We start from the raw sequence: 24,110 nt of genomic DNA on the forward strand, positions 1-24,110 counted from the left end.
ACATCAGGGCCAGCGGTCATATCGTGCCGCATAAACAGGCCGGAGACATGACTGCACCCGACCCGCAAAGCTAAAACATCACCAAAATCATATTGCCAAACGGGCGCCATCCAGACATGACAGCACCTAACTTTAGTTTGACGAGAAGCATCTTAACTCGATGTCCATGAAACCGGTAGGACGCCAGTTTTTGGATATCAAGATATAAACACTAATGTTCACCTTCACCCTTTAGCAGTCGTCTTAAACGGCGGCTCATTGCTATCTGCGCGATGTAATCATCTCATTGAAATCCAAGCTCTCTTTTTTGATGAGTGCTTGAAAATAGGCCCCTGGTGAGCTTAAACTAGATACTTTCTCTAAGACATAAGCAACGATTACAGATGTCCCTTCCCTGCCCCATCTGATTACGGATTTTTCATAACTTGACTGAGAGATCCCAAGGAAACTCTTGATTTGAGATGCTGTATCGGCCAGATCTCTCCAGGTTTTTATTTTTGAAAGCGCATATTCGCTAATATCCTTGAATCTGCATAAAACAGAATCCAAATCAATTTTACAAATAATATCTTCGTTTACCTTTGCGAATTTCTTTTTCTTATAATTATATGAATTAGATTCTATATGCTGCCGCTCATTTTGGCATTCATTGCCGCTCATTCCATCTGCCGCCACATTAGTTTCTAAGGTTTCTTGAATTGATACTTTGATAGCCATCAACTCATTATAGATAGTTTCTAATTCGGCTTTTGTGGCTCTTCTACGTAGTTTCGAGACAGCTGCTTCATACATAGACGCAACCTCCCCTTGCCTCCCCTCTCTTTCAATATTTTTATAAATCTCCTGACGTAGAAGCGTTACATTTTCACGAGCTAGCTTTAGTTCCATAGAAGCCTCCTGATCGCCTTCAGCTGCTTTTCTGAACTCGTGTGCGCGTGTATATAAAAGTTCTAGAGAAAAGCCATATGCAGCTTCCTGAGAGCCTTTTCGTGCGTATCTCTTACGATTAGGGCTATCTTTACGTGAGATAATGCCAACATCAACCAGAGTTGCTAGATGACGGCGCAATGTGGACTCAGGCATCCCATGTGCACGAATAGACAATTCTGAGTTTGATGGAAAGACAATCAGATTCTGGGACGATAATTCTTTTGCTGGATAAAACGACAAAAGGGCATGCAGTACCGATAAATTACGGTCTGAGAGACCATATGCTTTTTTAGAGATGCATAGATCTCTGAAAATCATCCATTTGTTATAAGGTGATTTCTGGTTAACAGAAGTCGTTCGAACTCCTTGTGAGTTCGTTGAGGATGTCAATGATGTCATTTTTTACTCCAAAATTAGGGTAAAAAAGGCCGTTCTCTCAAAAGATATGAGAGTTCCAATATTGACATCAAGAAATGAAAATGCGATTCTACAAGTGCTTAAGTTATAGAAGAAGGTTTCATGACGTGATGTTGTGGGGCCTTTTTTCTTTTCTAGTTACTCTCCATTTTGTTTGAATTGTGCGTACAACTCTTCCAATTTGCTTGATACATAATCGCCGAAATCCTTACTCTTTTGATCGAATTTCATAGTAAGAATCTTTGAATCTTTTGTCGTTTCTACAGACAATTTATCATCCCCATCGGTATGAGCCCATAGCAATCTTACCGCTACTTTTTTAGGCCTTTTTGAAGGCTTGGATAACTTTTTGATCTGAGTGTGTAGATAGATAAAATTGTCATCTGCATCATCGAATTCATTCGAGGCGACTACCATTAGAGCAATTTCATTGTTCTCTGGCTTTAGTAGTAGCTTTTTCAGATCTTCCCAACGATCTCGCCCTACTCTTTTGCAGCTACCTAATTTTTCTAAAATCTCATGTGGAATGGTCTCAACTACACTGATCATGCGTGAGAGAAGTGTGTCATCAACCGATAAAGATGATTTCACAATATCTTTTGACATTCCTGCGTTAAGTAGTCTTTGAGCAAACAAGGCTTTCTCAATGAATGAGAGGTTGCTTCGAGCAGTGTTTTCTTGTCCTTGTGTAACTACGTGTTCAATATCTTCCAGATTTTTGATGATAGCTCGAACTTTGATGCCTAAATCTCTAGTTGCCTGGGCGCGACGATGACCAAATACAATCATATAACGCCCCTGACCCGCTGGAGATGGTCTCACCAAAATCGGAACAGACTGACCATATTTGGAAATAGCTTCTTTCAGTACTTCATAGTCATCTTGATCAGTGTCAGATCGATCTTTGATGAATGAACTATCCAATAAATCAGGATCTAAGGAAACAATCGCCTCGCCGTCATTCATGAGGATAGAAGCTTCGGCAAGATCATCTAGTGACTGTAGCATCGACTTAGATGCGCCACGCTTTGTGTATTCAGAGCGGATGCCGTTTGGTGTCTGAGCGACTTTCTCTAACTCATTAGCTTCATTCAATGATGAAGTGATGTTTGCCAATAGATTTTTACGAGCCATCAGAACGCTCCTAAATAAGTGTTTTTGTTGATGAAAATCACGATTTGCACGGCTGTCAAATTATTGGTCATTTGCGACCCCAAGCTTTATGAACAAGTTCCACAACTTCACCGTTTACAGCATTCAAACTTTCGAGAGCGCGATCATATGTGGCGCGTGTAAAATTGTTTCTCTCAACTTCATATAATGTCTGTTTTGTGATCCCTGCATCAGAGATTGCTGTCGATTTCAGCATCTGGTTTTTCAACATTCGTTTGTTGAACAGGGCTTGTAGAAAGCCTGTCATCTGCGCTTGCGGATTGTCCTGCGGCTCATAGCGAGTTACTAGATAGCGGAACCATTTCAATTTTACGGCGGCTCCAGCTTCTTTAATAGATTCCAGAATACCGCCAAGCATCAGCAAGAATTGGGACATGGACATCACGTCCAGCATCTGAGGGTGTACAGTGATCAAAACAGCTGTTGAGGCACTCAAGGACGTCAGCGTCAGGTAACCTAGCTGCGGTGGGCAATCGATGATAACCACATCATATTTGTCGTCAACCTCTTTCAGAGCGTTAGTGATGCGTGTAAAAAAGAAGCGACCATCAGATGACTTCGAAGAGGCTGCTAACGGTGTGTCATACTCATATTCCTGCAGCTCCAAGTTTGCAGGAACAATGTCTAAACCTGGAAAATTGGTTGAGCGGATTAGTCCAGAGATTGGTTTTCTCTGATCGTCATACCTGAGAGCTTCATATAATGAAGGGTTCTGATCTAATTCTGGTTGAATGCCATGAAGAGCTGTCAATGATGCCTGAGGATCTAGGTCGATAGCTAAAACGCGATGTCCTGTTAGCGCCAGATACTGTGCCAGATGAGCTGCTGTTGTTGTCTTGCCAGAGCCGCCTTTAAAATTTACAACAGAAATAACTTGTAGGATTTCACCATTTTTTCTGTGCGGAACGTATTGTTGAGATCTGCCATTTTTATCGAGATACTCACGTAGTTCCAACATCTGCTGTGCCGAGTAAAACCTGCGACCAGAAGCCGTGACCTCAGGTGAGGGACCTTTACCATCCAGATGAAGCTTTTTGATATGGTTCTGAGTTACTCCAATGAAATCTGCAACTTCGTTGGATGAAAAAAGACGCAAGCCCTTCTGGGCATTTGGTGGGTATTGCTCAGTACGAAGAAGATTTAGCTTATCGGAAATCAATTCCCCATTTTCGAGAATTTCTTTACTAAAATCGATTTCTTCAAGACTATCAAAAAGTGGCTTCATCATACTCGCTCTAAAGAATCATAATAACGTTTCTTGTAGCCGTTACCTCATATAAGCGTTATTAAAACCTAAAGCTTCCGAGTCGGCAAGCTTTTTATAGTTAAAGAATGGTTAACGACTATTCGTCTGTATTCCTATGTAAGTGTATTGAGAAAAAAGAAATTGAATCTCTGTCGTCCAAATCACGGGCGCTTCATAAAGTTATTATATTATTGATATTATTGCGTTTTTTAGACGCTTGCACGGCTGTCAATTTGCTGAATACGGGTAAGCATGGTTTATTGAAATTCTTACTTAAGGGAAAAATGGGGACCAAAAATAAATAAAGTAATCACAAATCACGTAAACGAAAATGAAGAAGTAAACGTCTTAGATGTTCTTTTTAGGGGTGTCACGGATTCAGTTCCTGTCGCCGGCATGTGTGGTTGGGTAATCCTCCCTTTAATTAAAGGTGTTTGAAAGTGGAATTTTCTCTGTTTAATAAACGAGGAGATTTTTATGAAAACGACTAGATTTACCGATCCACAAATCCTTGCAATCTTACGCCAAGCTGAGGGTGGTGTGTCTGTTCCTGAGCTTTGTCGCGAACACGGCATGAGCAATTCAGCATTTTATAAATGGCGCTCGAAATATGGCGGCATGGATGCCTCGATGGTCAGCCAGATGAAATCTATAGAAGACGAGAACCGCCGGCTAAAGAGAATGTTTGCTGACCTGAGTATGCAAAATGACTTACTGAAAGAAGCTCTTGGAAAAAAATAACGGGGCCATCTCAACGTCGTGAGATGGCTGTCATAGCTGCAAGACGGACTGATGTCAGCATTGCCTGTGCATGCCGAGCTTTTGAAGTAAGCGAAACCTGTTATCGCTATAGCCCTATCCTTCGTCATGAGAATGAAGAAATTGCAGATTTACTGATTGGACTAACGACGGCGAAAAAGACATGGGGTTTTGGATTGTGTTTTCTTTATCTTCGTAATGTCAAAGGCTATGGCTGGAACCACAAACGCGTTTATCGTATTTATTGTGATCTGGAGCTGAACCTTCGAATTAAACCCAGAAAACGGCTCAAGCGGGATAAACCGGACGCTCTGGCAGTCCCTGAAAAGCCCAATCTGGTCTGGTCGATGGATTTTATGGCAGATCAGTTGGCAGACGGACGGTCATTCAGGTTATTGAATGTACTGGATGATTTTAACCGTGAGGGCTTAGGCATTGAGGTTGATTTCTCTTTGCCAACAGAACGGGTTATTCGAAGTTTGAACCAGATCATCGAATGGCGCGGCAAGCCAGAGACTATACGCGTTGATAATGGCCCGGAATATATCAGTGGTAAACTTCTGGGGTGGGCTGAAAAACGCTCTATTACCATCTTGTATATTCAACCAGGACAGCCTCAGCAAAATGCCTATATTGAACGCTATAACCGGACTGTCAGGCACGAGTGGCTAGACCAATATATCATTGAGACTATAGAAGAAGCGCAAGCCTTCGCGACAGATTGGTTATGGACTTACAACAATGAACGTCCCAATATGGGCATCGGCGGAATAACACCCGCGCAGAAACTGAAAATGGCAGCATAAATTCCACGACATTACCCCGTTAAAAATGGGGGTATTACCGTTGTACTTACATCCTTGTGATGCAAACACTAGATATAAGCTACTAACGTCACCGTTTTGCGCCACAGATCATTGATCACGACGTCTGGCAGGCACCGTTACTTTAATGAGAGCGAGCTTAACTCGGCCTATGATGCTGTTCCTACCCGACTTTTAGGCACGCGATTTACGCCACATGCTGATGGCGGTTTGTCGTAACGCGCGATGATCAGTGGCGTTGAATTGATTGCGGGGAAACTGGTGAAGATTATAGATCGGATTGTTGATTGATGCGTTGACATGACCCGCTCTCATCGCCGTATAGGCCTATTGGAATTCTCGGCCCATGCGTGCACCGTCTTGTGAGTAACAATAATCCCTCGGTAAGCCAGCATATCTTCAACCATGCGAAAACTTAATAGCAATAGGAAATATAGCCATACTGCTTTGGCTATGATCTCAGCCGGAAAACAATGGCAGGGATAAAGCGAGACGCGAGGTTCAGTCATACTCTATTCTCGCGGCTGATGTTTACGCTAAGATTAAGGTAACGGTGCCGTTTTTACTCTAGTTATCACTGAGTCTGAGATAGCTTTCTCATCTGATTGTGTAAGTGCCTAACCAAATGGTAATCGATATTAAAGTAAGGCAGCTTAATCCGGTCAATAGGCGTAGTGCGAATTCTACAGTTCGGAGCAGCGCAAACTCAATATGATATTAACTTGTCTTTCAATGATGAAACGGCTAAAAAACCAAAAATGACATAAAGACGATAATTAAATGCTTTACGTATTGCCTACTGTTTTACTCCTTTTTTCATTGGCGTTTGTCATCGTTTGGGCCATTGAGAAATTACGTTTCTACTTATTGTGGTGTGCACTTTGCTTTTTCTGCATAGGCATTGGTATGCTCTCACAATTAGTAGATATACCAGTGGATGATGGGAATAATACACTTGTGACTACGACCCTCTATGTTGTGGGAGCACTGGCAGGCGGCCATGGTATTCTCAGCAGGTCTTGTATTAAAATTCCGTTTTGGTTTTGTATTCTCAGTTTTTTATCAATTATCGGTGGTGTTGCTTATTTTATTTATATTCGGCCAAGCTTAATAGGGCGTATTTATGTTGTGAACTTTGGTCTTGCATGTATGATATTGACCTATGTTTGTTATTTGCGGAAGATTGTTAATGGTCGCAAAGCAGATAAGCTTATTGTAGGTATGTTATTACTGGTGGGCATACATTTTTTCCCGCGTACATTGTTAACTGTCCATTCAATAACTGACGATACGCTCGTTGATTTCGCATTTACATCTTTTTGGCAATGGACCGTTTTTTCAACTGCGGTTGCTGTGGTAATTGCTGGTCTTGTACTGTTTGCAGCTGCAAGTTCCGATCGCTTCGAAGAGATCGCTCATGAGCGGGATAGTGATCATCTTACGGGACTTTTAAACCGGCGTGGTATGGAAACTCATATTAAAGCGCTAAGGGGTAGGGATCTTTCGGGGTGGATTGTTGCATGCGATATCGACTATTTTAAAACAATCAACGACGATTTTGGTCATGCTGTGGGCGATATTGTCCTGAAGGAGTTTTCGGGCGTACTTCAGTCATTGGCTCAAAAAAGCAAGTTTATTGCCCGTTCTGGTGGTGAAGAGTTTATTATTTACCTGGATGATTATTCAGCGGATGATGCATTTTTACTTATTGAGAATGTTCGTGAATCTGTAAAAAAACTTAACTTATCTAGTCTTGGAATTGGCGAGAACATAACTTGCAGTTTTGGTGCTGTGAAACTTGTTCGTCAGGATCAGTTTGCGCTCGTATTGGAACGCGCGGATAAATTACTATACGCCGCTAAAAAGGCAGGGCGGGATCGTACATTGATGGAAAGTCTAACCTCCTAAGTCTAATTATTCTATCGGTATACATGTGGACGTTCGTAGCCGTTATTCATCTTCATGTTGTTCTACTGCAAATCAGACCACCGATAAGGTTGTTGCCTTCTTGATATTGGTCGAATGATCAGAAACGGGCTGTGGCGCTTAAGCGGAAAATAGGGCCGAGGACGGTGTCAGGGCTTCACACATGGCATCAAGGTAATGCAGGTCGAAAATATTTTCGATGCTGACATTGAATAAGAAGTTATCATTCAGTATGTAGTAAGTGAAAGTGTCGTAAACTTGGTAAAAGGGTTCCGTTGCAAAGTTTTGACTTAGTCGGTATATTCCTTAGCTCAGGACACAGTTATTCTGCGAGTTCCGCAAACTGCTCGAATGGTGATTTTGCTCCCATTCGAAGCTGGCCCTTGTGGATCATGTGCGCTGTTTCAATTCCATCCAAAGTTGCTGATGCTGTGGCAAAGGATTGAAAGCCTCGCATCGGGTTGATGATTTTCTTGATGAAACGGTGATCTTGCTCAATGATGTTATTGAGATATTTGACCTACAGGATATCAATTAAATGATAAAATCCAACAAGCCAAAACAGAATATTCATATTTCGCAACCCGGCGTAATTAGCTCCACTCTTATCAATCACAACCTTGTCCGGAATGCCGTTGGTTTCAATTGTTCTTTTGAAGAAGGCTGTGGCAGCAGCCTCGCCACATCGTTCAGACAGCATGAAATCAAGTGTTTTGCCAAATTTATCAATAGCCCGATATTGATAAAGCCACTGTCTTTTGACTCTCACATAAGTTTCACCGACACTCCAAGACTGGCTGGTGGGGGCTTTGCGCTGTCGCGCTTGTATCGCGATGAGAGGTGAATATTTTACAACCCACTAATTGAGGGTGGTGTGGTCAACATCAATGCCACGCTCCAATAGGATATTTTGCAGATCTCGGTATGAAACTGCATAGCGCACATAAAAAAACACAGCATGCACAATGACAGATTTGGGATATTGGCTACCTTTAAAGCTGATCGTCATAAACCTGAAATCCGTAATATTTTCATATCAGAAACAATAAACCAAGAATTTGAAAACTAGAAAACCCCAAATCTTAGCAACGGAACCGCTTTCTATGGCGAAGGATATAAGCCTGCGCATTATGACAAATAATGATGATAAAGCCTGATTATTGGTTTTCGACGAGCGCTACCCACGTTTGGTGAGATATTAATATGGCCTCATTACAGCCCCGCAGCTTTTGTGAGATTGACGCGGAAACGATCGCGGTGGCGTTGATAGCGGCGTGTCATTTCGGCTGATGCGTGCCCGAGCTGTTTTTGCACATAACGCTCATCGACATCGGCCGATGTTGCAAGACCGGCACGCAAGGAATGACCAGAAAACAAAGCCTCGCGCTCAGTCTCAGGCAAGCCACCGCGTAATCCGGCAGTGAGTGCTGTACGTTTGACCAGGCGGGCAATCTCTTTCGGGTTGAGGCGCTCTGACCCGACCGCTTTTCCTTGTCCGGTGACACGACGGAAGAGGGGGCCATGTGAAATGCGGGCAAAGTGCAGCCAGGTCTCTAAAGCAAGAATAGGGCAGGTGGCATCCGATGAGCCGCGACCGATTTCGACCTCACGCCAGCCCGTTTTACCGCGTACAACCAACAGTAGCCCGTTATCAAACGTCTCCATCCAACCGGTACCGTCTTGTGTCTGATCGCGCGCCAGATCAAGACCCGTGATCTCAGAGCGTCGTAACCCACCGGCAAAACCGATCAGCAACATCGCCCGATCCCTTAAACCCCGCAGAGAACCGCGATCAAGGGTCTCGACCATAGCGATGATATCTTCGGCCATGACGGCTTCCTTCTGGACTGGCGGCCGAGCATGGCTATTGCGGATGCCGGCCATGACCGTCGCAATGTGGCGATCCTTTCGATCGAGTGTGAGGCCGCGTTGAGCATAGTTCCACGACAAAGAGGAAAGGCGACGCTCAATTGTCGACACAGAATTGGCCTTTATGCCCCGCTCAGCCGCACCCGACGCGCAAGCCGTGATGTAGAGGCCGACTGTTTGAGGATGCGGGGGGAGGGGAGTGAGGTTAGACCGTCGGCACCACGCAGAAAAGTGCTTCCAGTCAGCGGCATAGGCTTTGACTGTATTGACGGCGTTAGCCGCTTCGACGTAGCCGCGAGCCCGGTCGGTCAAATCTTTGAGATGCGTCAGCGACGGATGCGCATCAGCATGGGAAGGGCGCTGCCTGTCGTACGACACCTCAGAGGCTGAAACATCACACTCGGCCATCGTGCTGAGAGATGAGCTTTCGTCGTCGTGATTTTCGGTGTTTTGTTCGAAGTTTAGGGCCATTTTTGCAGGATAACAAAAACGTCCGATAATGCAAGATTATCGGACGTTTTATTTACACGACAAGCGGTGCGGTTTGTGGCGATTAAACTAGTATAAAGCGCTCATATGTTCTAGAGTGACGCCATGAAAAACCAACAGCAAATACACACCGCTGCGCTGGATGGTGGTTCCCCACGGCTACCGCCAGCCTATACGGTGCCAGCATGGGCGCGTCCTCAGGCGAGCGGTGACAGCCTTGAGAGCGCAGTGTTTTCGGCCGCTATTGCTATGAAATGTCTTGATGATCTGGTGTGCTCAGATCCCGTCTGGCTTGGGTGTTGGCGTTCACACCAGGCGCTGTTGTGTGCCAATGCCACCTGCCAATGGTTACGATTGAAAGCCGATGAGCATAGTTTACGTGATGCCGTGCTGCTATGTGAACAAAGCGGAGATCCAGGGCCTGCCGGTCGTGTACTCCAGATTTACCAAAAACTGAGCCGTCGCACACCAGTACTGTCTTCGAAAACAGTCGCAACGCTCACGCAAGCCCTCGGCCTTCAACCACTATGCGATGCTGATCTTGCCAGCCTTGTCGAGGTCATGGAAACCACCTTGCAAGGACGTCAACCACCACTTCTTGCGGCGGCCGCTCTCATCACGAGTTTCTTTCGCCTGCGCCCAGATGGTGAGATTTTGGGCTGGATACTGGCTGACATAGTTTTGGCAGCGAAGCTCGGCTGGCGCGCGCCCGTGCCATTGTTGTTCCGTGCCCGTTTGGGTCCAGCCATGCGATTAAGCCAAGGCAAGGGGCAACTTAAACCCGACGATGCGGACTTTATCCGTGCTTTCTGTCTGGCTACTTGTGAGGCGAGCCAACAGGCGCTCAACAGCGCCACGACAATCGCACGACGCGCTGAGACCTTGTTGGCGGTGGCGCCGAAATTGCGTAGCAAAGGAGCACAGACAATTATCAAGAAATTGCTGGAGGAGGATAGTATTTTAGCGACAGCGCCTGACAGTGGGTTGTCGCGTTGGGCGGCGGCACGATTGTTTACGCGGCTCGAAGACTTTGGTGCTGTTCGCGAAGTGTCAGGCCGCTCCAGTTTTAAAATTTACGGGCTTTGATTATGGCCAGAGAAAACAACAAACGAACTACACTCTATACTAAAGAACCAACAGCAACCCAGTTGCATATTGAGGGCGACCTGTTTGATCGCACTCTCGTAGATCTGCCACCAGAGCTGCGCTGGCGCGAATTCATGCGCCGCATTGAGGTGGTTTTGTTTGCAAGTTCAGAGCCGGTCAGCCGCGCATTTTTGGCACGTGTCATCGATAACGATTGCAGCATTGATTTGCTGGTCGAAGATCTGATCGAAGATTTACATGATCGGCCCTACACCGTGGTTGCGGTGGCTGGTGGCTGGCAAATGCGCACACGTCCGGCTTTTGGCGCTACCATTCGCGCAGCGCAGATGCCGGTGCGGTTTGCAGGCCCGAAACTGTCGGAGTTTGAGATGATGGTTCTGGTCACGATCGCCTATCAGCAACCGATCACTCGTAAAGCTCTGTCGACCTTGTTCGGCCGTGAGGTCAGTCGCGATCTGATTGCCACTTTGCGTGAAGCCGCACTGATCGCAAGTGGCCCACGCAGTCCGAGCCCTGGTGCGCCATTGAGCCTGGTCACCACAACGCAATTCCTAGCAATGTTCGGGTTAAATTCACTGCGCGATCTGCCGGAGCAAGAAATGGTGGAGGAGGCGGGGTTCGTGCAAGGGGAATAGGCGGGCAGACTGCTCTCAGGTACTTGGTCAAGTCATGACCAGAGAAGCCGCAGTCCTACCGGCAAACTCTTTTAAAACGGTTGAGCGGGTATTCACACGACAGCCTTGCATTTGTACCAATAATTGGTACATTTGTAAGAAAGGAGTCATGCCATGTCACGAAACACATCCTTCACGCTCGGTGATCATTTCGCTAGTTTCATTGATACACAGGTGAGGGGAGGCCGCTACGGCTCTGCCAGTGACGTCGTACGGGCAGGCTTGCGTTTACTGGAAGAACATGAGGCACGGGTAAAATCTTTACAAGATGCACTGATTGCGGGTGAAAACTCTGGCCTCCCTCGGACTCTGGATCGTGAAAACTTTCTGCGCACAATGAAAACAAAACATGCCCTTTGATAGCTATCAACTCACACCGTTAGCAGAAGCCGATCTTGAAGAAATATGGCTTTACACATTCCGGGAATGGTCGTTGGTGGACTTGCCCCGATAAAATGGAGGGATTTTCTGTTAACATTATAGGCAACAGGAGAACCCGATGAGTAAAAACAAGCGCCCAGTTATTACGGATGATTTCAAGAAGGAGGCCGTCCGACTTATTGTGACAAGCGGGCGTACAATCAGCCAGATTGCCGCCGACCTTGGGGTTGGCCTCTCGACACTGACGCGCTGGAAACGCCAGTTTCATGAAGCTGATCTTTTAGCTGGGCCCCATGAGGATGTGACTAAAGAACTGGTGCGGCTGCGAAAGGAAAACGAAATCCTTCGGCAGGAACGTGAGATATTAAAACGCGCTGCAACTTTTTTCGCGAAAGAGGGAAGTCGATGAAGTTCAAATTCATCGATGCTGCGAAGAAGGAATTCCCCGTCTATCGGCTTTGCTCCGTTCTTGGTGTCAGTGAAAGTGGCTACTTTTCCTGGAGGGGGCGTCCAGCCAGTTTCCGGCAGAACAGGGATATGATCTTATTGGCCCATATACGCTCTCAGTTTAAGACATCGCATGAAACTTACGGATCTCCACGCATGCATGTGGAACTCCAGGAGGCTGGTATTGATGTTGGTCGTCATCGTGTTGCGAGACTTATGAAGGATAATAACCTGAAAGCCCTACAAAAACGGCGCTACAAGAAGACCACAGACAGCAACCATGGTGGTCTGATTGCCCCCAACCTTCTTGAACAGGACTTTACATGCACTGGTTCAGATCAGAAATGGGGTGTTGATATCAGCTTTATATGGACCGCTGAAGGCTGGCTCTATCTGGCAATTGTACTGGATTTATTCTCGCGGCGTATTGTTGGCTGGGCGACAAGTGACAGGCTCAAAAAAGATCTGGCATTGACGGCTTTAAATCGTGCAATTGCTCTACGCAGACCACCTTCCGGTCTGATCCAGCATTCAGACAGGGGCAGTCAATATTGCTCTTATGATTATCGAGAGCGTTTAGCCAATCACGGCATCGTTGCATCAATAAGCGCTAAAGGGAATTGTTTTGATAATGCGATGGTGGAAACCGTATTTAAAACCATCAAATCAGAGATAGTCTGGCGTACGAGTTTCCAGACCCGAGCGGTTGCTGAAAAAGCCCTTGGCCGATACATTGATGGCTTCTATAATCCGATCCGGCGGCATTCAGCACTCGGATATAAGGCGCCCATAGCATTCGAGGCAAACAGCGAATGCGCTGAGTGAAAGTCTCTCCACTAATTCAGGGCCAGGCCACCCTGGCTGAACAAGAGTTCGTGCATACGGCTTCGACAGGAATATCCCAATCATTTCTGGTCTTAAGATTTTATTGAGAATAGGATTACAATCACCGGAAAATTCGCATACTAAACGTGATCGACTTGTTCACCCTAGGGGTATTCCTCGGCATATGCGTTCTATCGATGGCAGAGAATTCATTACCAGAACCTTGAGGCAGTGGATGCCTTTGTAGTATCAAGACGGCGTACGCCATCCCAGGTAGCTCAGGGGAGAATGGCGATTGCGAAGCTTCATTCAATGCATCATCAAATGGGCGTGTTTCATCAGTACACCTGAGGTTAAATTTATAAATATTATATGCGTGTTCGTCTGAGACATGAATAAAGATACACATTACTATCTCAGACGAACAATTTTCTGTCATCCATATGCAAAGCAGAGCCAGCGCATTCAAACTATGGCATGATTTACGTCACAAACTTCCGTATAACCTCAGATATTCCGTTCATGCTCAATCTGTTTGATCACCTAGCAATACCCGATGACCGCCCATACATCCTTTATATCTCGCTGTCTTAAAGCAGCAGGATCAAAATCGCACTAACTGTGTATTATCTTTGTTCCGAGCACCTTCAGGCACTCACGCATAAACGCAGCAAGAGCTGTCCACCCCTTGGCGGAAACCATGTTGCCATCAACATAGGCATCCGTCGGGCTGAGATCGATATATGTACCGCCAACGGCTGTCACCTCTGGCTCACAGGCGCCAAGACCAGCAACTTTTCTGCCTTTTAAAACACCGGGTACGGCCATCAAAATCTGCACGCCATGGCAGATTGTGAAGATTGGCTTCCCAGTCTCATGGAAATGAAGAACCATATTCTGGATACGCTTATCAGTGCGGATATACTCCGGACCGCGTCCGCCGGCTGCATAGACGGCGTCATATTCCTCAACACGAACTTCGGAAAAAGTTTTGTTGATATCGGCATAATGGCCGAGTTTTTCCGTATATGTCTGGTCGCCTTCGAAATCGTGCAGTGAGGTTTTGATGCGATCTCCGGCCTGCTTGTCTGGGCAGACAACGTGAACCGTATGCCCTACGGCTTCCATTCCCTGTTGAAAAACGAAAATCTCATATTCCTCAGTAAATTCTCCGGTCAGCATCAGGATTTTTTTGCCGCTCATATCATATCTCCTATTATCAATGATTGGGGTGCCCGCGACTAAGCGGGCACCAGCATGTTTTAAAATGGGGAATCTGGAAAATAAAACTGGTCAGCGTTTTCAGGCGTGATCAGTGGAGCACCAAGCAAAAATGAGCCACGCATAGGTGCTTGTCCGGCAAATTGTGCTGCTGTCATATACATTGCCGATTTGACCATTGATGGTGGATAAGGAGTGGAGATCGGTGTACGTTCGTTCTTTTCCTTTACCATCTCGATGACCTGCTTCATGCCGTTACCACCGAGTGCATATTTAATGTCCTTACGACCTGCATTGTCGACGGCTTCCAGAACACCAAGCAGCATGTCGTCGTCATTAGCCCAAACAGCATCAATTTTAGGATGTTTAGCAAGATAGTCCTGCATCAGTTTGAAGGCTTCATCTTGATTCCAGTTGGCATACTGAATATCGAGGATCTTGATATTGGACTTGTCAATAACGTCCGAAAAACCCTTGATGCGCTCGTCATCAATTACGGTCGGAATACCACGGAGCACGACAATCTCGCCCGTGCCACCGAGCTTGTCGACCAGCCAATGCGCAGTATTGGCACCGACCGCGATGTTATCGCCAGCAACATACAGATCCTGAACACTCGGATCGGTAAGACCACGGTCAACGACAGTAATGAAGGTGCCTTTCTGTTTGACTTGCTCTACTGGGCCAGTCAGCTCCTCTGAAGTGAATGGCAGAATTACCAATGCATCAAGCTTACGGCTGGCGGAAAGATCCTCCAATGCTGAAACTTGAGCTGTTGCCGAAGGCGATGTTGTCAAAACGACTTCAATATTCGGGTAGGCTGCTTCTATTTCTTTTTTTGCCTGTTCGGCGTGATAAACAACCCCGCCAGTCCAGCCATGTGTCGCAGCCGGAATGGAAACAGCAATCGTCGCCTTCTTGTCTTCGGATTGTGCGTTGCCGAGTGGCAAAGCAAGCGCTAATGCAACGGTCGCTCCCATGAGACCGGTTTTTTGGAAAATAGACTTCATGTTCTCCTCCTTTTGAAGTCAGTGCTGTTTTCAGCGGTTGGCAGTAAGGCGGTGCGCCAGCATGGCGATGATAATAATCGCGCCCTGCACGGCTGCGACGAGATATTCAGAAACCATGTCCGATAGAACCATGACATTGGCGATAACTTCGAGGATGAGTGCGCCAGCTACTGTGCCGCCAATGCGCCCGCGTCCTCCGCGCAGCAGCGTGCCGCCGATCACAACGGCAGTAATGACCTGTAATTCCCAAAGCTGACCGGTCGTTGGCGTTGCGGCTCCAAGACGCGGCACGTAACAGATGGCGGCAACGGCAACGCAAACACCCTGAATGACATAGGCGAAGGTGCGAACACCAGCGACGTTAACACCGGAAAAGCGGGCAACCTCAATACTTGATCCGGCAGCTGTCAAACGACGGCCAAACTTGGTTTTGTAAAGCAGAAACGCACCCAGCATCACAACGACAAAAGTAATAAGCACCGGATATGGAATACCGAACAGATTACCAAAATAGACCGGTCGATAAGCCTCCCGCAGGCTGCGGTCGATAGGTAGCGACCCGCCATCCGTCATGAATGTAATAAAGGCGCGAAAAATACCCATAGTACCTAGTGTCACGATAAAGGGTTCTATTCGCCCGAGCGTCACGATGAGCCCGTTGAAAAGGCCGCACATCGCACCAACAACAAGTGCAAGTCCTGCCCCCATCGGAATAGCCCACGCACCAAATGATGGCGCGAGATAGTTCATCGCCATGATCATGATCCCGGTGACAAAGGCCATCATAGAGCCAACCGAAAGATCCAAGCCTCCGGATGCGATAACAAAGGTTGCTCCGACCGCAATGATTGCGATGAAGGCACTGCGCGTGATGACGTTGATCAAGTTTGCAGAAGCCATGAAATTCGAATTGACCATCGCCCCGAAGAATATGATCACCGCAAGTGCAATGAAAGGTGCGAGATCAGCCCAGCGGATACGTCGTCTCTCGTCAGCGGGTATGCTTGTTGTTACCGCTTCGGCCATTTTTGTTCTCCCCCACGTCTTCGCTTCCACCGACAGTGGCAGCGAAGACGACATTTTTTTCATTGATATCAGTTCCGCGAAGCTCCGTGACAAACCTACCAGCCCGCATTACAAGAACACGATCAGAAAGCCCCACCAGCTCCGGCATTTCCGACGAAATGACGATACAGGCCTTGCCTGTACGCACCATGGCGTCGATGAAGTCATAAATCTGATCTTTGTTGCCAATATCGATACCCCGTGTCGGTTCATCAATAATAACCACCAAAGGATTAGTGAGCATCACTTTGGCGAGCAGTAGCTTTTGCTGGTTACCGCCAGAAAGTTTCCCTGCCTCAAGTTGTAGGGAGCGAACGCGGATATCGTAATCCGCCACAACCTTTTTGAGGAGCGCGAACTCTGCCGCCTTATTAATAACAGTCTCTGGATTAACCGAATCGAGCGCCTGTAGTGTCAGATTGGGACAGAGCTTCTCCTCCAGAAGCAGGCCCTTTCCCTTCCTATCCTCAGTCAGGTAGACAAGACCGGCATCCATCAACGTGCGAACCGAGCGATGCTTGATCTCGCTACCGTTGACGATAACGCTGCTCGCATTTGACGGACGAAGGCCCATTAGTCCTTCGATGAGTTCGGTTCGACCAGAGCCAATCATACCACCAATGCCAAGAACCTCCCCGGGCCGCACATTGAAGCTCACACGATCAGCACGATGATCGACCGACAGATCAGTGACAGAGAGAAGTGGCGCAGCTTCTGTCGGCGGGCGCTTATGAGGATAAAGCATTGCCAGCTCACGTCCGACCATAAGCTCGGCCATTTCACGCTGACTGAGATTAGCGGCTTGCCAGGTTCCGATCATGCGCCCGTCGCGCAGCACCGTAATCCGGTCAGCAAGTGCCTGCACCTCGTCAAGACGATGCGAAATATAGAGAACGGCCACTCCATGATCGCGCAACATTTTTACAATGTCGAGCAGAGCCTCAACTTCATCATTTGCCAGAACCGCTGTCGGTTCATCGAGGATGACGACCTTTCGGTCATCCAGAAGCGCACGCGCAATCTGCACGAGCTGGCGCTGGGCAAGAGCCAAGTCGCCAACACGATCTCGCGGACGTGCCGTCGAGCCAACTCTTGCGAGAAGATCAGCGGTTCGCCGGTTCATCGTGGCATCATCTACCATCAAACCGCGGCTAAGCTCGCGCCCTAGAAACAGATTCTCCGCAACGCTCAGATCCGGTGCGAGCAAAATCTCCTGATGAACTAAGACGATACCAGCATCTTCTGCTTCCACCGCATTACCAAATGTTATCGGCTTGCCGTCCATCAACAACCGGCCTTGTGTCGGCGCGATATACCCGGACAACAATTTCATCAGAGTTGATTTGCCAGCTCCGTTTTCACCAATAATGGCGTGAACCTCTCCCGCGCGAATATCAAGCGAGATATCCGACAAGACAGTAATCTGACCATAGGTCTTGCTCAGACTATCAGCCTGAAGGGCTGCACACGCCTGATTAGCTGCTGATGCTAAGGGATAAGAAGCAAGGGATGTGTTCATTCAAAAGCCGAAAGCAATCTGTCGCGCGAGCGCTCGATGTGGATAAGCATAGCGTCAAATGCCGCCTGCGGGTCACCTGTACGAAATGCTGAAAGTAAATCTTCGTGCTCCTCAAGAGCCTCCTTCGTTACGCGGGTGTGAAACATCAAGCGGAAAATATGCAGATGAACATGCTGACTGGACAGGGCATTACTGATCACATCATTACCAACGACCTGAAGGATAGCATCATGAAAATGCGCATCCGCCCGGGCAAAACGTGAATAGCGCGTGTTACGATCAACAGGAGCGTCGCCGTTTCCCATATCTGCTGCAGCATTTTCAAGAATTTCAAGATCCTTGGGCGTCATATTGAGCGTTGCAAGTCTGGCCATCTCGGGCTCGACGAGCAAACGGAACGCATAAAGGTCTTCGAACTGTTTTCTTGTCCACTGAGGTGATGCACTGTAGCCGACAAGATGCTCTTTACGCACCAGTCCCTCCCGCTCAAGGCGGCTCAATGCCTCACGGATAGGTGTTTGAGAAACACCGATTTCCCTCGCCAATACGTCGATCGGAATTCGCGCGCCGGGAGCGATCTCCAATGACATAAGCCGGTGGTATATATTGTCATAGACACCATCCACCACGCTGCTCGGGCGAACTACCGCCCTGATTTTTTCTCGCTCTGCTGTAAATATCACTCAAATTCTCCGGCAGCTTCTTGACATGTTGGTATTTGTTGCAAATAACATATCATATGTCAAATACTATATCATATACGATCTGAAATGTGATATTAAAATGATCTGCGATTAGTTCGCCCTAACAAGCAAGAAAATCACAGGAAAGGGCTGCGCAGTAAGAAAAATGTAGCAACTGTGCCAGCCGCTTTTGAGAAATATTTTTGGCACTCGAAGCCGCCTGAATTATCGGAGGAAAAACAGAATGATTATTTTCGGGACATTGAGAGCGCCACGAGAATTGCTTTTCGGCGCAGGACAAAGACATGCCCTTGGCAGCATTGCCGCCAAACTTGGCAACCGCGCGCTGATCATCACAGACAGCCGTCTTGCTTCAGATGCAGATTTTCTGCTGATGGTTCAGCAACTCGAAGACAATAGTGTCGTGGTTATGATTGATAGCTCTACGCTGCCGGATGTTCCCGTCGAATCTGCAGTGAGCTGCGCGCAAAAAGCCAGACAATTTGCACCAGACCTTGTCATCGGTATTGGGGGGGGCTCTTGCCTCGACATGGCCAAATGCGTGGCTCTGCTACTTACGCATGGTGGACGGCCGCAGGATTATTATGGTGAATACGCCGTCCCGGGGCCTGTGATGCCATTAATAGCAATCCCCACCACCGCCGGAACTGGCTCTGAAGTAACGCCCGTTGCTGTGCTTTCCGATTCCGAACGGAGCCTGAAGGTCGGCATTTCCAGCCCGCATCTTATCCCCACAGTCTCCATCTGCGATCCGGATCTCACCTTGTCTTGTCCACCCGGACTTACTGCAATTGCGGGCGCCGATGCACTGACCCATGCTCTCGAGGCTTTCACCGCAATAAGACGTGAACCAGTACCTGGCATTGCGCAACAGCGCGTTTTCGTAGGCAAGAATGAACTGTCCGATCATTTCGCGTTAAACGCCATCGCATTGCTGTGGCAGGGACTGGAAGCTGCATGTAAAAATGGTACTGACCACACAGCGCGTGAAAAGGTCATGCTTGGTGCAACGCTCGCAGGTCTTGCCTTCGGCGTAGCCGGTACCGCCGCAGCCCACGCCATTCAATATCCCGTTGGCGCGCTCACCCACACCGCTCATGGTCTCGGCGTTGCCTGCCTTATGCCCTATGTGATGACATGGAATGCGCCGGTTATTGGCAGCGAGCTTGCCAAAATAGCGCAAGCTGCCGGATTGGACGGACCAGACAATGTCATTCCAGCGCTTTCTGCTCTTTTTGCGCGGATCGGCATCCCGTCAACGCTTCGTGAACTTGGCCTTGAAGAAAGCCGGATAGGTTGGGTGGCAGAACAAAGTATCGGCATTACGCGTCTTATTCAGAACAATCCCCGCCCCCTGAACCTCAATGAAATGCACAGTCTCATCGCCGCTGCCTATCACGGTGACCGTTCACGCCTGAAATGAAAAGGACTCCTATCATGACAACTTATGCAAGATTCACCGGCTATGCCGCTCCCGCACTTCACACGGAGGGTCTTTACATCGGCGGCAAATGGCATAAGGGCAGCGGAATAGTCGTAACGGACCCTTCAACAGGCGAAAAGCTGGGTGAAGTTGCAGACGCCTCCGTCGAAGATGCAATGCTTGCCATCGATGCTGCGGATGCAGCTGCTTTTTCATGGCGTAACACCCCATCGCGTCAACGCTCCGAAATTCTGCGCCGTTGGTTCCAACTAATGACGCAACATGCAGAGGAGCTTGCTCTGCTTGTCTCGCTGGAAAATGGCAAGGCCTTGCCCGACGCACGTGGTGAAGTTGCCTATGCGGCCGAGTTTTTGCGCTGGTATGCTGAAGAAGCCGTGCGTATTCCCGGTGAATACCGGCACACGCCTTCGGGCTCTCATCACATCATTGTTGACCACGAGCCAATCGGCATCGCAGTTCTGATTACGCCTTGGAATTTTCCGGCAGCAATGGCGACCCGCAAAATCGGTCCAGCTCTTGCGGCAGGCTGCACAGTGATCCTCAAACCAGCTTCCGAAACGCCGCTCACAGCTTACGCCATGGCACGGCTTGGCGAAGAGGCTGGAGTGCCAGCCGGCGTTATCAATGTTATCACAACAAGCAAACCAGGTGCGATAACGAACGCCATGCTTGCCGATCCGCGTGTACGCAAACTTTCTTTCACCGGCTCGACTGGTGTTGGCCGTACGCTTCTCGCCGAGGCCGCGAAATCGGTCATCAATTGTTCGATGGAGCTTGGCGGCAACGCCCCTTTCTTCGTCTTTGATGATGCAGACCTGGAAGCCGCTCTCGACGGTGCCATGGTCGCCAAGATGCGCAATGCAGGCGAAGCATGTACTGCCGCCAATCGCTTTTATGTTCAGTCAGGTATATATAATGCATTTGTTGCTGGCCTTACAGAACGCATGGCAGCACTCAACGTTGGCGCGGGTTATGATCCTGCAACCCAATGCGGCCCCATGATCACGACAAATGCTGTTCATAAGATTGACAGGTTGGTAATGGATGCGATTTCGTTAGGCGCACGTGCGACAACCGGTGGCAAACCCGTTACGGAAAATGGTTTCTTCTACCCGCCGACAGTGCTCGAAAATGTGCCCATCGATGCCGCTATCGCCCGTGAGGAAATTTTTGGCCCTGTCGCACCGGTTTACAAATTCGTGAGTGAGGATGAGGCTGTCCACCTCGCCAACAATACCGAATATGGTCTTGCTGCCTATATTTACAGTCGTGATCTGAAACGAGCCATGCGGGTTGGCAAGCGACTTGAAACGGGCATGCTCGGCATCAACAGAGGGCTGATGTCAGACCCTGCTGCACCCTTTGGTGGCGTCAAACAAAGCGGTCTTGGCCGTGAAGGCGGGGTTACAGGCATTCTGGAATTCATGGAAGCCAAATATTACGCAGTGGATTACTGAGTTTAAAGGAACGTACCATAATGTCCGAAGACCTCTACCGCATTCGCGATTACGTACCTGATTTCGATGCTATTGCTCATGAATATACAGAGCGAAGCCGTGAGCTTTCAGCAAAGCAGAAGATGCTAGTCGATATACGCTACGGGCAACGTGAAAGAGAGGTCTTGGACATTATATTACCTGATCGTCTCAAGAGTGGCGCACCAATACATGTGTTCGTCCACGGTGGTTATTGGCGTTCCGGTGAAAAAGAAAGTTACCGTTTTTTAGCAACGCCGGTTCTTGCAGCCGACGGCATTGCTGTAATCGTTGAATATGATCTAATGCCAGATCAGCGCCTTGATGTGCTGGTCGATCAGGTAAGACGAGCCATAGGCTGGGTTGAGAAACATGCGGATGATTTCGGCGCGGACCCACGCAGACTAACAGTCAGCGGTCATTCGGCAGGCGCACATCTTATCTCTTTCCTTGCGGCCAGAGGCTCAGCAGAAAGTACAATGCCTGCCCTGCCCGCCATTAAAGGGCTACTGTTAGTGAGCGGCATTTATGATTTATCGGGCATTCCGGATAGTTTTTTGCGTGATGAAGCCAAAATGACAGTGACAGAAGCGCAAAACTGGTCACCCTTGATGTCAACGCAGCATCCATGCCCGCAGCGTATCATTGCATTTGGCAGTTTAGAAACGCCCCCTTTTCACCAACAGGCCGCTGCATTAAAAGCCCAGCTCAGTTTTCAAAACAGCGCTGCAGAGTTGGTACCAGTGATTAACCTGAACCATATGAGTATTGTGCTAGATCTGGCAGACCCAACTACTTATCTGGGCAAGCGTCTTGCAGATATGGTGGCATCAAGTTGAAGAAGCAGCAATTTTAAACGGGACTGTAACTATATCCTGATTGCTGACGCGGTTGGATATTCGCACTATTGTTACGCGGATTTCAAGCTCGCAATTTCACGCCATATTTCGGTTGCGGCTTGACGCAATTCACGGTGATTAGGCTCAGGACCCATTGATTTCAGTGTGCAGAGCAAATTCAATACCCTTTGAGGAGATTGATCAATGAGTAATCTTTACTGGCTGAGCGAAGTACAAATGTCACGCCTTCACCCCTTTTTCCCCAAGAGCCATGGACGTCCACGCGTTGATGACAAGCGTGTTTTGAGTGGAATTATATTCATTCTTCGCAATGGGTTACGATGGTGTAATTCCCCTATAAAACGCGTTATAATCGTTGGAGCCGTTGGTGTCACAAGGGGATATTAGCGCAGATATTGGAAGGCCTGTCTTCAAAGTCATCAGTCGGCAAGACTGTGATGATGGATGCGACCTATTTGAAAGCACACCGTATGGCTTCAAGCTTGCGGTTTAAAAAGGGGGCGGTGAACGTCTGATTGGCTCAGAAAAGGGTTAAAAGACAAATAGATAAAGTCGTGTATCTTGGGGCGCATAAACCGCAAGAAAGCTATCAAGTATGATAAGCGCCGTTACACGCGGCGCAATCGTATCGAAATCATGTTTGGCAGATTGAAAGACTGGCGAAGAATTGCCACCCGTTATGATCGTTGCACGGTCGTGTTCCGAGTAGCTATAGAATACGCAGCTGGGTTATGTCGCAAACTTTTCATGTCTGATGATCTGTGCAAGGGATTGTGCCGATTTCAGATTGAAGCGAGGCATTTAGCATGGTTGATTTCAAGGGGACGCATTTCCCTAAAAGTGTCATCCTTTTTGCCGTTTTTTCTATGTTCGTTATTCAGTTTCGTATCGTGACCTTCAGGAAATAATGGCCGAACGAGGCATAGAAATTGACCATGCAACCTTGAACCGATGGGTTGTTAAATACTCACCGCAGATTGCTGCTCAGGCACAATGAAGCAAACGCCCAACACTTGGCTCGTGGCGTATTGATGAGACCTATATAAAGGTTAAAGGCAAATGGACCTATCTGTATCGAGCTGTTGATCGAAACGGCCAAACCCTTGATTTCATGCTATCTGAGCGCAGAAATCTCGGCGCTGCACGACGTTTCTTTAGAAAGGCTATCGCAATCAATGGTATTCCAAACAAGATTGTCATTGATAAAAGCGGGGCCAATTTGGCTGGTGCGCAGGCTATAAGCAATATCCTGAAGATCACAGGTACGGACAAGCTGATTGAAATCCTACAGGTCAAATACCTCAACAATATTCTTGAACTGGACAATCGGTTCATCAAGCGGATCACCAGACACATGTTAGGCTTCAAAGCCTTTCATTCAGCATCAGCTACAATCGCTGGCATCGAAGTCGCTCGCATGATCCGCAAGAAGCAATTCGCAAACGACAATCGTTCGCCATTCGAAGTATTTGCGGAACTCGCAGCATAACTGTGTCCAGAGATAAGGCAGCTTATAACCCACTCAAAAATTTGCGACAGAACCTCTTGAACTCCGTCTGAATTTGCAGCGGTTTATTGTTTGGTTTTAATCCAATTCACTACATGTGTCCTATTGAAAGTAAATTCAATTTTCGTCCTCATGGAGGGCAACTCGAAATGGAAAGCTGGCTTGATTTCGGGCAAAAATCTACAAATTACGGGCTATGTTGGCGTCGATAAGGGACACACGCTAAGGATCTTGACTG

General features: G+C 47.8%; 18 protein-coding genes and 4 pseudogenes. 11 read left to right on the forward strand and 11 right to left on the reverse strand.

The features are described from left to right. Positions 1-261 precede the first annotated feature (261 nt). The 3 genes from repC to repA all read right to left on the reverse strand — a co-directional run bounded on the left by repC (position 262) and on the right by repA (position 3,745). The gene (gene repC / locus QUF18_RS15595) at positions 262-1,329 is read right to left on the reverse strand and encodes a plasmid replication protein RepC (RefSeq protein WP_289388193.1); all 1,068 of its coding nucleotides are present in this window, start codon (positions 1,327-1,329) and stop codon (positions 262-264) included. Between the two features lie 156 nt (positions 1,330-1,485). Then, entirely contained in the window at positions 1,486-2,481 is a 996-nt protein-coding gene (gene repB / locus QUF18_RS15600) for a plasmid partitioning protein RepB (RefSeq protein ID WP_289388194.1), read from the reverse strand. Positions 2,482-2,548: 67 nt separating this feature from the next. Further along, positions 2,549-3,745, reverse strand: a complete 1,197-nt coding sequence (gene repA, locus QUF18_RS15605) for a plasmid partitioning protein RepA (RefSeq protein ID WP_374807223.1) — start codon at positions 3,743-3,745, stop codon at positions 2,549-2,551. Between the two features lie 498 nt (positions 3,746-4,243). Between repA and QUF18_RS15610 the strand changes: the two genes are divergently transcribed. Then, positions 4,244-5,331, forward strand: a protein-coding gene (locus QUF18_RS15610) for an IS3 family transposase (RefSeq protein ID WP_289388196.1) whose coding sequence is annotated in 2 segments (ribosomal slippage) — positions 4,244-4,505 and positions 4,505-5,331 — 1,089 coding nt in all. Because the reading frame shifts where the segments join, the coding sequence is not laid out codon by codon here. Positions 5,332-5,693: 362 nt separating this feature from the next. Here the strand turns inward: QUF18_RS15610 and QUF18_RS15615 are convergent. Next, positions 5,694-5,858, reverse strand: a pseudogene (locus tag QUF18_RS15615) (IS6 family transposase); the annotation flags it as partial. 271 nt (positions 5,859-6,129) lie between these two features. On the opposite strand from QUF18_RS15615, the gene QUF18_RS15620 reads away from it, so the two are divergent. Next, on the forward strand, positions 6,130-7,257 hold the full coding sequence (locus QUF18_RS15620; RefSeq protein ID WP_289388197.1) for a GGDEF domain-containing protein: 1,128 nt from the start codon (positions 6,130-6,132) through the stop codon (positions 7,255-7,257). A 340-nt stretch (positions 7,258-7,597) separates the two neighbouring features. On the opposite strand, the pseudogene QUF18_RS15625 reads toward QUF18_RS15620, so the two are convergent. Together QUF18_RS15625 and QUF18_RS15630 are read right to left on the reverse strand one after the other, a co-directional pair. Further along, a pseudogene (locus QUF18_RS15625) lies at positions 7,598-8,284 on the reverse strand (IS6 family transposase). Positions 8,285-8,487: 203 nt separating this feature from the next. Then, on the reverse strand, positions 8,488-9,615 hold the full coding sequence (locus tag QUF18_RS15630) for a site-specific integrase (protein ID WP_289388198.1): 1,128 nt from the start codon (positions 9,613-9,615) through the stop codon (positions 8,488-8,490). 123 nt (positions 9,616-9,738) lie between these two features. On the opposite strand from QUF18_RS15630, the gene QUF18_RS15635 reads away from it, so the two are divergent. The 4 genes from QUF18_RS15635 to QUF18_RS15650 all read left to right on the forward strand — a co-directional run bounded on the left by QUF18_RS15635 (position 9,739) and on the right by QUF18_RS15650 (position 13,067). Further along, positions 9,739-10,719: a DUF1403 family protein gene (locus QUF18_RS15635; protein ID WP_289388199.1), complete on the forward strand. Its 981-nt coding sequence runs from the start codon at positions 9,739-9,741 to the stop codon at positions 10,717-10,719. A 2-nt stretch (positions 10,720-10,721) separates the two neighbouring features. Beyond that, the gene (gene scpB, locus QUF18_RS15640) at positions 10,722-11,375 is read left to right on the forward strand and encodes an SMC-Scp complex subunit ScpB (protein WP_289388200.1); all 654 of its coding nucleotides are present in this window, start codon (positions 10,722-10,724) and stop codon (positions 11,373-11,375) included. A 153-nt stretch (positions 11,376-11,528) separates the two neighbouring features. Further along, positions 11,529-11,774 (forward strand): type II toxin-antitoxin system ParD family antitoxin, encoded by a 246-nt coding sequence (locus QUF18_RS15645; protein ID WP_289388201.1) that lies wholly within the window; start codon positions 11,529-11,531, stop codon positions 11,772-11,774. 139 nt (positions 11,775-11,913) lie between these two features. Continuing rightward, a protein-coding gene (locus QUF18_RS15650) for an IS3 family transposase (RefSeq protein ID WP_374807221.1) occupies positions 11,914-13,067 on the forward strand; the annotation gives its coding sequence in 2 pieces (ribosomal slippage) (positions 11,914-12,175 and positions 12,175-13,067; 1,155 coding nt in all). 615 nt (positions 13,068-13,682) lie between these two features. Here QUF18_RS15650 and QUF18_RS15660 read toward each other — a convergent pair. From QUF18_RS15660 to QUF18_RS15680, 5 genes are read right to left on the reverse strand one after another with little or no spacing between them, the layout of a single operon-like run. Continuing rightward, positions 13,683-14,270, reverse strand: a complete 588-nt coding sequence (locus QUF18_RS15660; RefSeq protein ID WP_289388203.1) for a DJ-1/PfpI family protein — start codon at positions 14,268-14,270, stop codon at positions 13,683-13,685. A 59-nt stretch (positions 14,271-14,329) separates the two neighbouring features. After that, positions 14,330-15,298, reverse strand: coding sequence for a substrate-binding domain-containing protein (locus QUF18_RS15665; protein WP_289388204.1), 969 nt, complete (start codon positions 15,296-15,298; stop codon positions 14,330-14,332). Between the two features lie 30 nt (positions 15,299-15,328). Beyond that, on the reverse strand, positions 15,329-16,324 hold the full coding sequence (locus QUF18_RS15670) for an ABC transporter permease (RefSeq protein WP_289388205.1): 996 nt from the start codon (positions 16,322-16,324) through the stop codon (positions 15,329-15,331). Continuing rightward, positions 16,290-17,882: a sugar ABC transporter ATP-binding protein gene (locus QUF18_RS15675; protein ID WP_289388206.1), complete on the reverse strand. Its 1,593-nt coding sequence runs from the start codon at positions 17,880-17,882 to the stop codon at positions 16,290-16,292. Before QUF18_RS15675 ends, QUF18_RS15670 begins: the two co-directional genes overlap by 35 nt. Further along, complete coding sequence (locus QUF18_RS15680; protein ID WP_289388207.1) at positions 17,879-18,565, reverse strand: GntR family transcriptional regulator; 687 nt, start codon at positions 18,563-18,565, stop codon at positions 17,879-17,881. The genes QUF18_RS15675 and QUF18_RS15680 overlap by 4 nt, the downstream gene beginning before the upstream one ends. Positions 18,566-18,809: 244 nt before the next feature. Here QUF18_RS15680 and QUF18_RS15685 point away from each other — a divergent pair, with 244 nt between their 5' ends. From QUF18_RS15685 to QUF18_RS15705, 5 genes and pseudogenes are all read left to right on the forward strand, one after another. After that, positions 18,810-20,009, forward strand: a complete 1,200-nt coding sequence (locus tag QUF18_RS15685) for an iron-containing alcohol dehydrogenase (protein WP_289388208.1) — start codon at positions 18,810-18,812, stop codon at positions 20,007-20,009. A gap of 14 nt (positions 20,010-20,023) precedes the next feature. Continuing rightward, positions 20,024-21,487 carry an NAD-dependent succinate-semialdehyde dehydrogenase gene (locus QUF18_RS15690; RefSeq protein WP_289388209.1) on the forward strand — a complete coding sequence of 488 codons (1,464 nt, stop codon included), beginning with the start codon at positions 20,024-20,026 and terminating at the stop codon, positions 21,485-21,487. 17 nt (positions 21,488-21,504) lie between these two features. Beyond that, positions 21,505-22,344 (forward strand): alpha/beta hydrolase, encoded by an 840-nt coding sequence (locus QUF18_RS15695; protein WP_353074538.1) that lies wholly within the window; start codon positions 21,505-21,507, stop codon positions 22,342-22,344. Positions 22,345-22,548: 204 nt separating this feature from the next. Next, positions 22,549-23,091, forward strand: a pseudogene (locus tag QUF18_RS15700) (transposase); the annotation flags it as partial. Between the two features lie 80 nt (positions 23,092-23,171). After that, a pseudogene (locus QUF18_RS15705) lies at positions 23,172-23,854 on the forward strand (IS6 family transposase). The last annotated feature ends 256 nt before the right edge of the window (positions 23,855-24,110 follow it).

The sequence above is a fragment of the Pseudochrobactrum kiredjianiae genome, from assembly GCF_030362795.1.
Taxonomy (GTDB): Bacteria; Pseudomonadota; Alphaproteobacteria; order Rhizobiales; family Rhizobiaceae; genus Pseudochrobactrum; species Pseudochrobactrum kiredjianiae.

Excerpts from the sequence above, each read along its gene's own strand:
- repC (WP_289388193.1), bottom strand. The coding sequence starts at position 1,329 with ATGACATCATTGACATCCTCAACGAACTCACAAGGAGTTCGAACGACT.
- repB (WP_289388194.1), bottom strand. The coding sequence starts at position 2,481 with ATGGCTCGTAAAAATCTATTGGCAAACATCACTTCATCATTGAATGAA.
- repA (WP_374807223.1), bottom strand. The coding sequence starts at position 3,745 with ATGAAGCCACTTTTTGATAGTCTTGAAGAAATCGATTTTAGTAAAGAA.
- QUF18_RS15620 (WP_289388197.1), top strand. The coding sequence starts at position 6,130 with ATGCTTTACGTATTGCCTACTGTTTTACTCCTTTTTTCATTGGCGTTT.
- QUF18_RS15630 (WP_289388198.1), bottom strand. The coding sequence starts at position 9,615 with ATGGCCCTAAACTTCGAACAAAACACCGAAAATCACGACGACGAAAGC.
- QUF18_RS15635 (WP_289388199.1), top strand. The coding sequence starts at position 9,739 with ATGAAAAACCAACAGCAAATACACACCGCTGCGCTGGATGGTGGTTCC.
- scpB (WP_289388200.1), top strand. The coding sequence starts at position 10,722 with ATGGCCAGAGAAAACAACAAACGAACTACACTCTATACTAAAGAACCA.
- QUF18_RS15645 (WP_289388201.1), top strand. The coding sequence starts at position 11,529 with ATGTCACGAAACACATCCTTCACGCTCGGTGATCATTTCGCTAGTTTC.
- QUF18_RS15660 (WP_289388203.1), bottom strand. The coding sequence starts at position 14,270 with ATGAGCGGCAAAAAAATCCTGATGCTGACCGGAGAATTTACTGAGGAA.
- QUF18_RS15665 (WP_289388204.1), bottom strand. The coding sequence starts at position 15,298 with ATGAAGTCTATTTTCCAAAAAACCGGTCTCATGGGAGCGACCGTTGCA.
- QUF18_RS15670 (WP_289388205.1), bottom strand. The coding sequence starts at position 16,324 with ATGGCCGAAGCGGTAACAACAAGCATACCCGCTGACGAGAGACGACGT.
- QUF18_RS15675 (WP_289388206.1), bottom strand. The coding sequence starts at position 17,882 with ATGAACACATCCCTTGCTTCTTATCCCTTAGCATCAGCAGCTAATCAG.
- QUF18_RS15685 (WP_289388208.1), top strand. The coding sequence starts at position 18,810 with ATGATTATTTTCGGGACATTGAGAGCGCCACGAGAATTGCTTTTCGGC.
- QUF18_RS15690 (WP_289388209.1), top strand. The coding sequence starts at position 20,024 with ATGACAACTTATGCAAGATTCACCGGCTATGCCGCTCCCGCACTTCAC.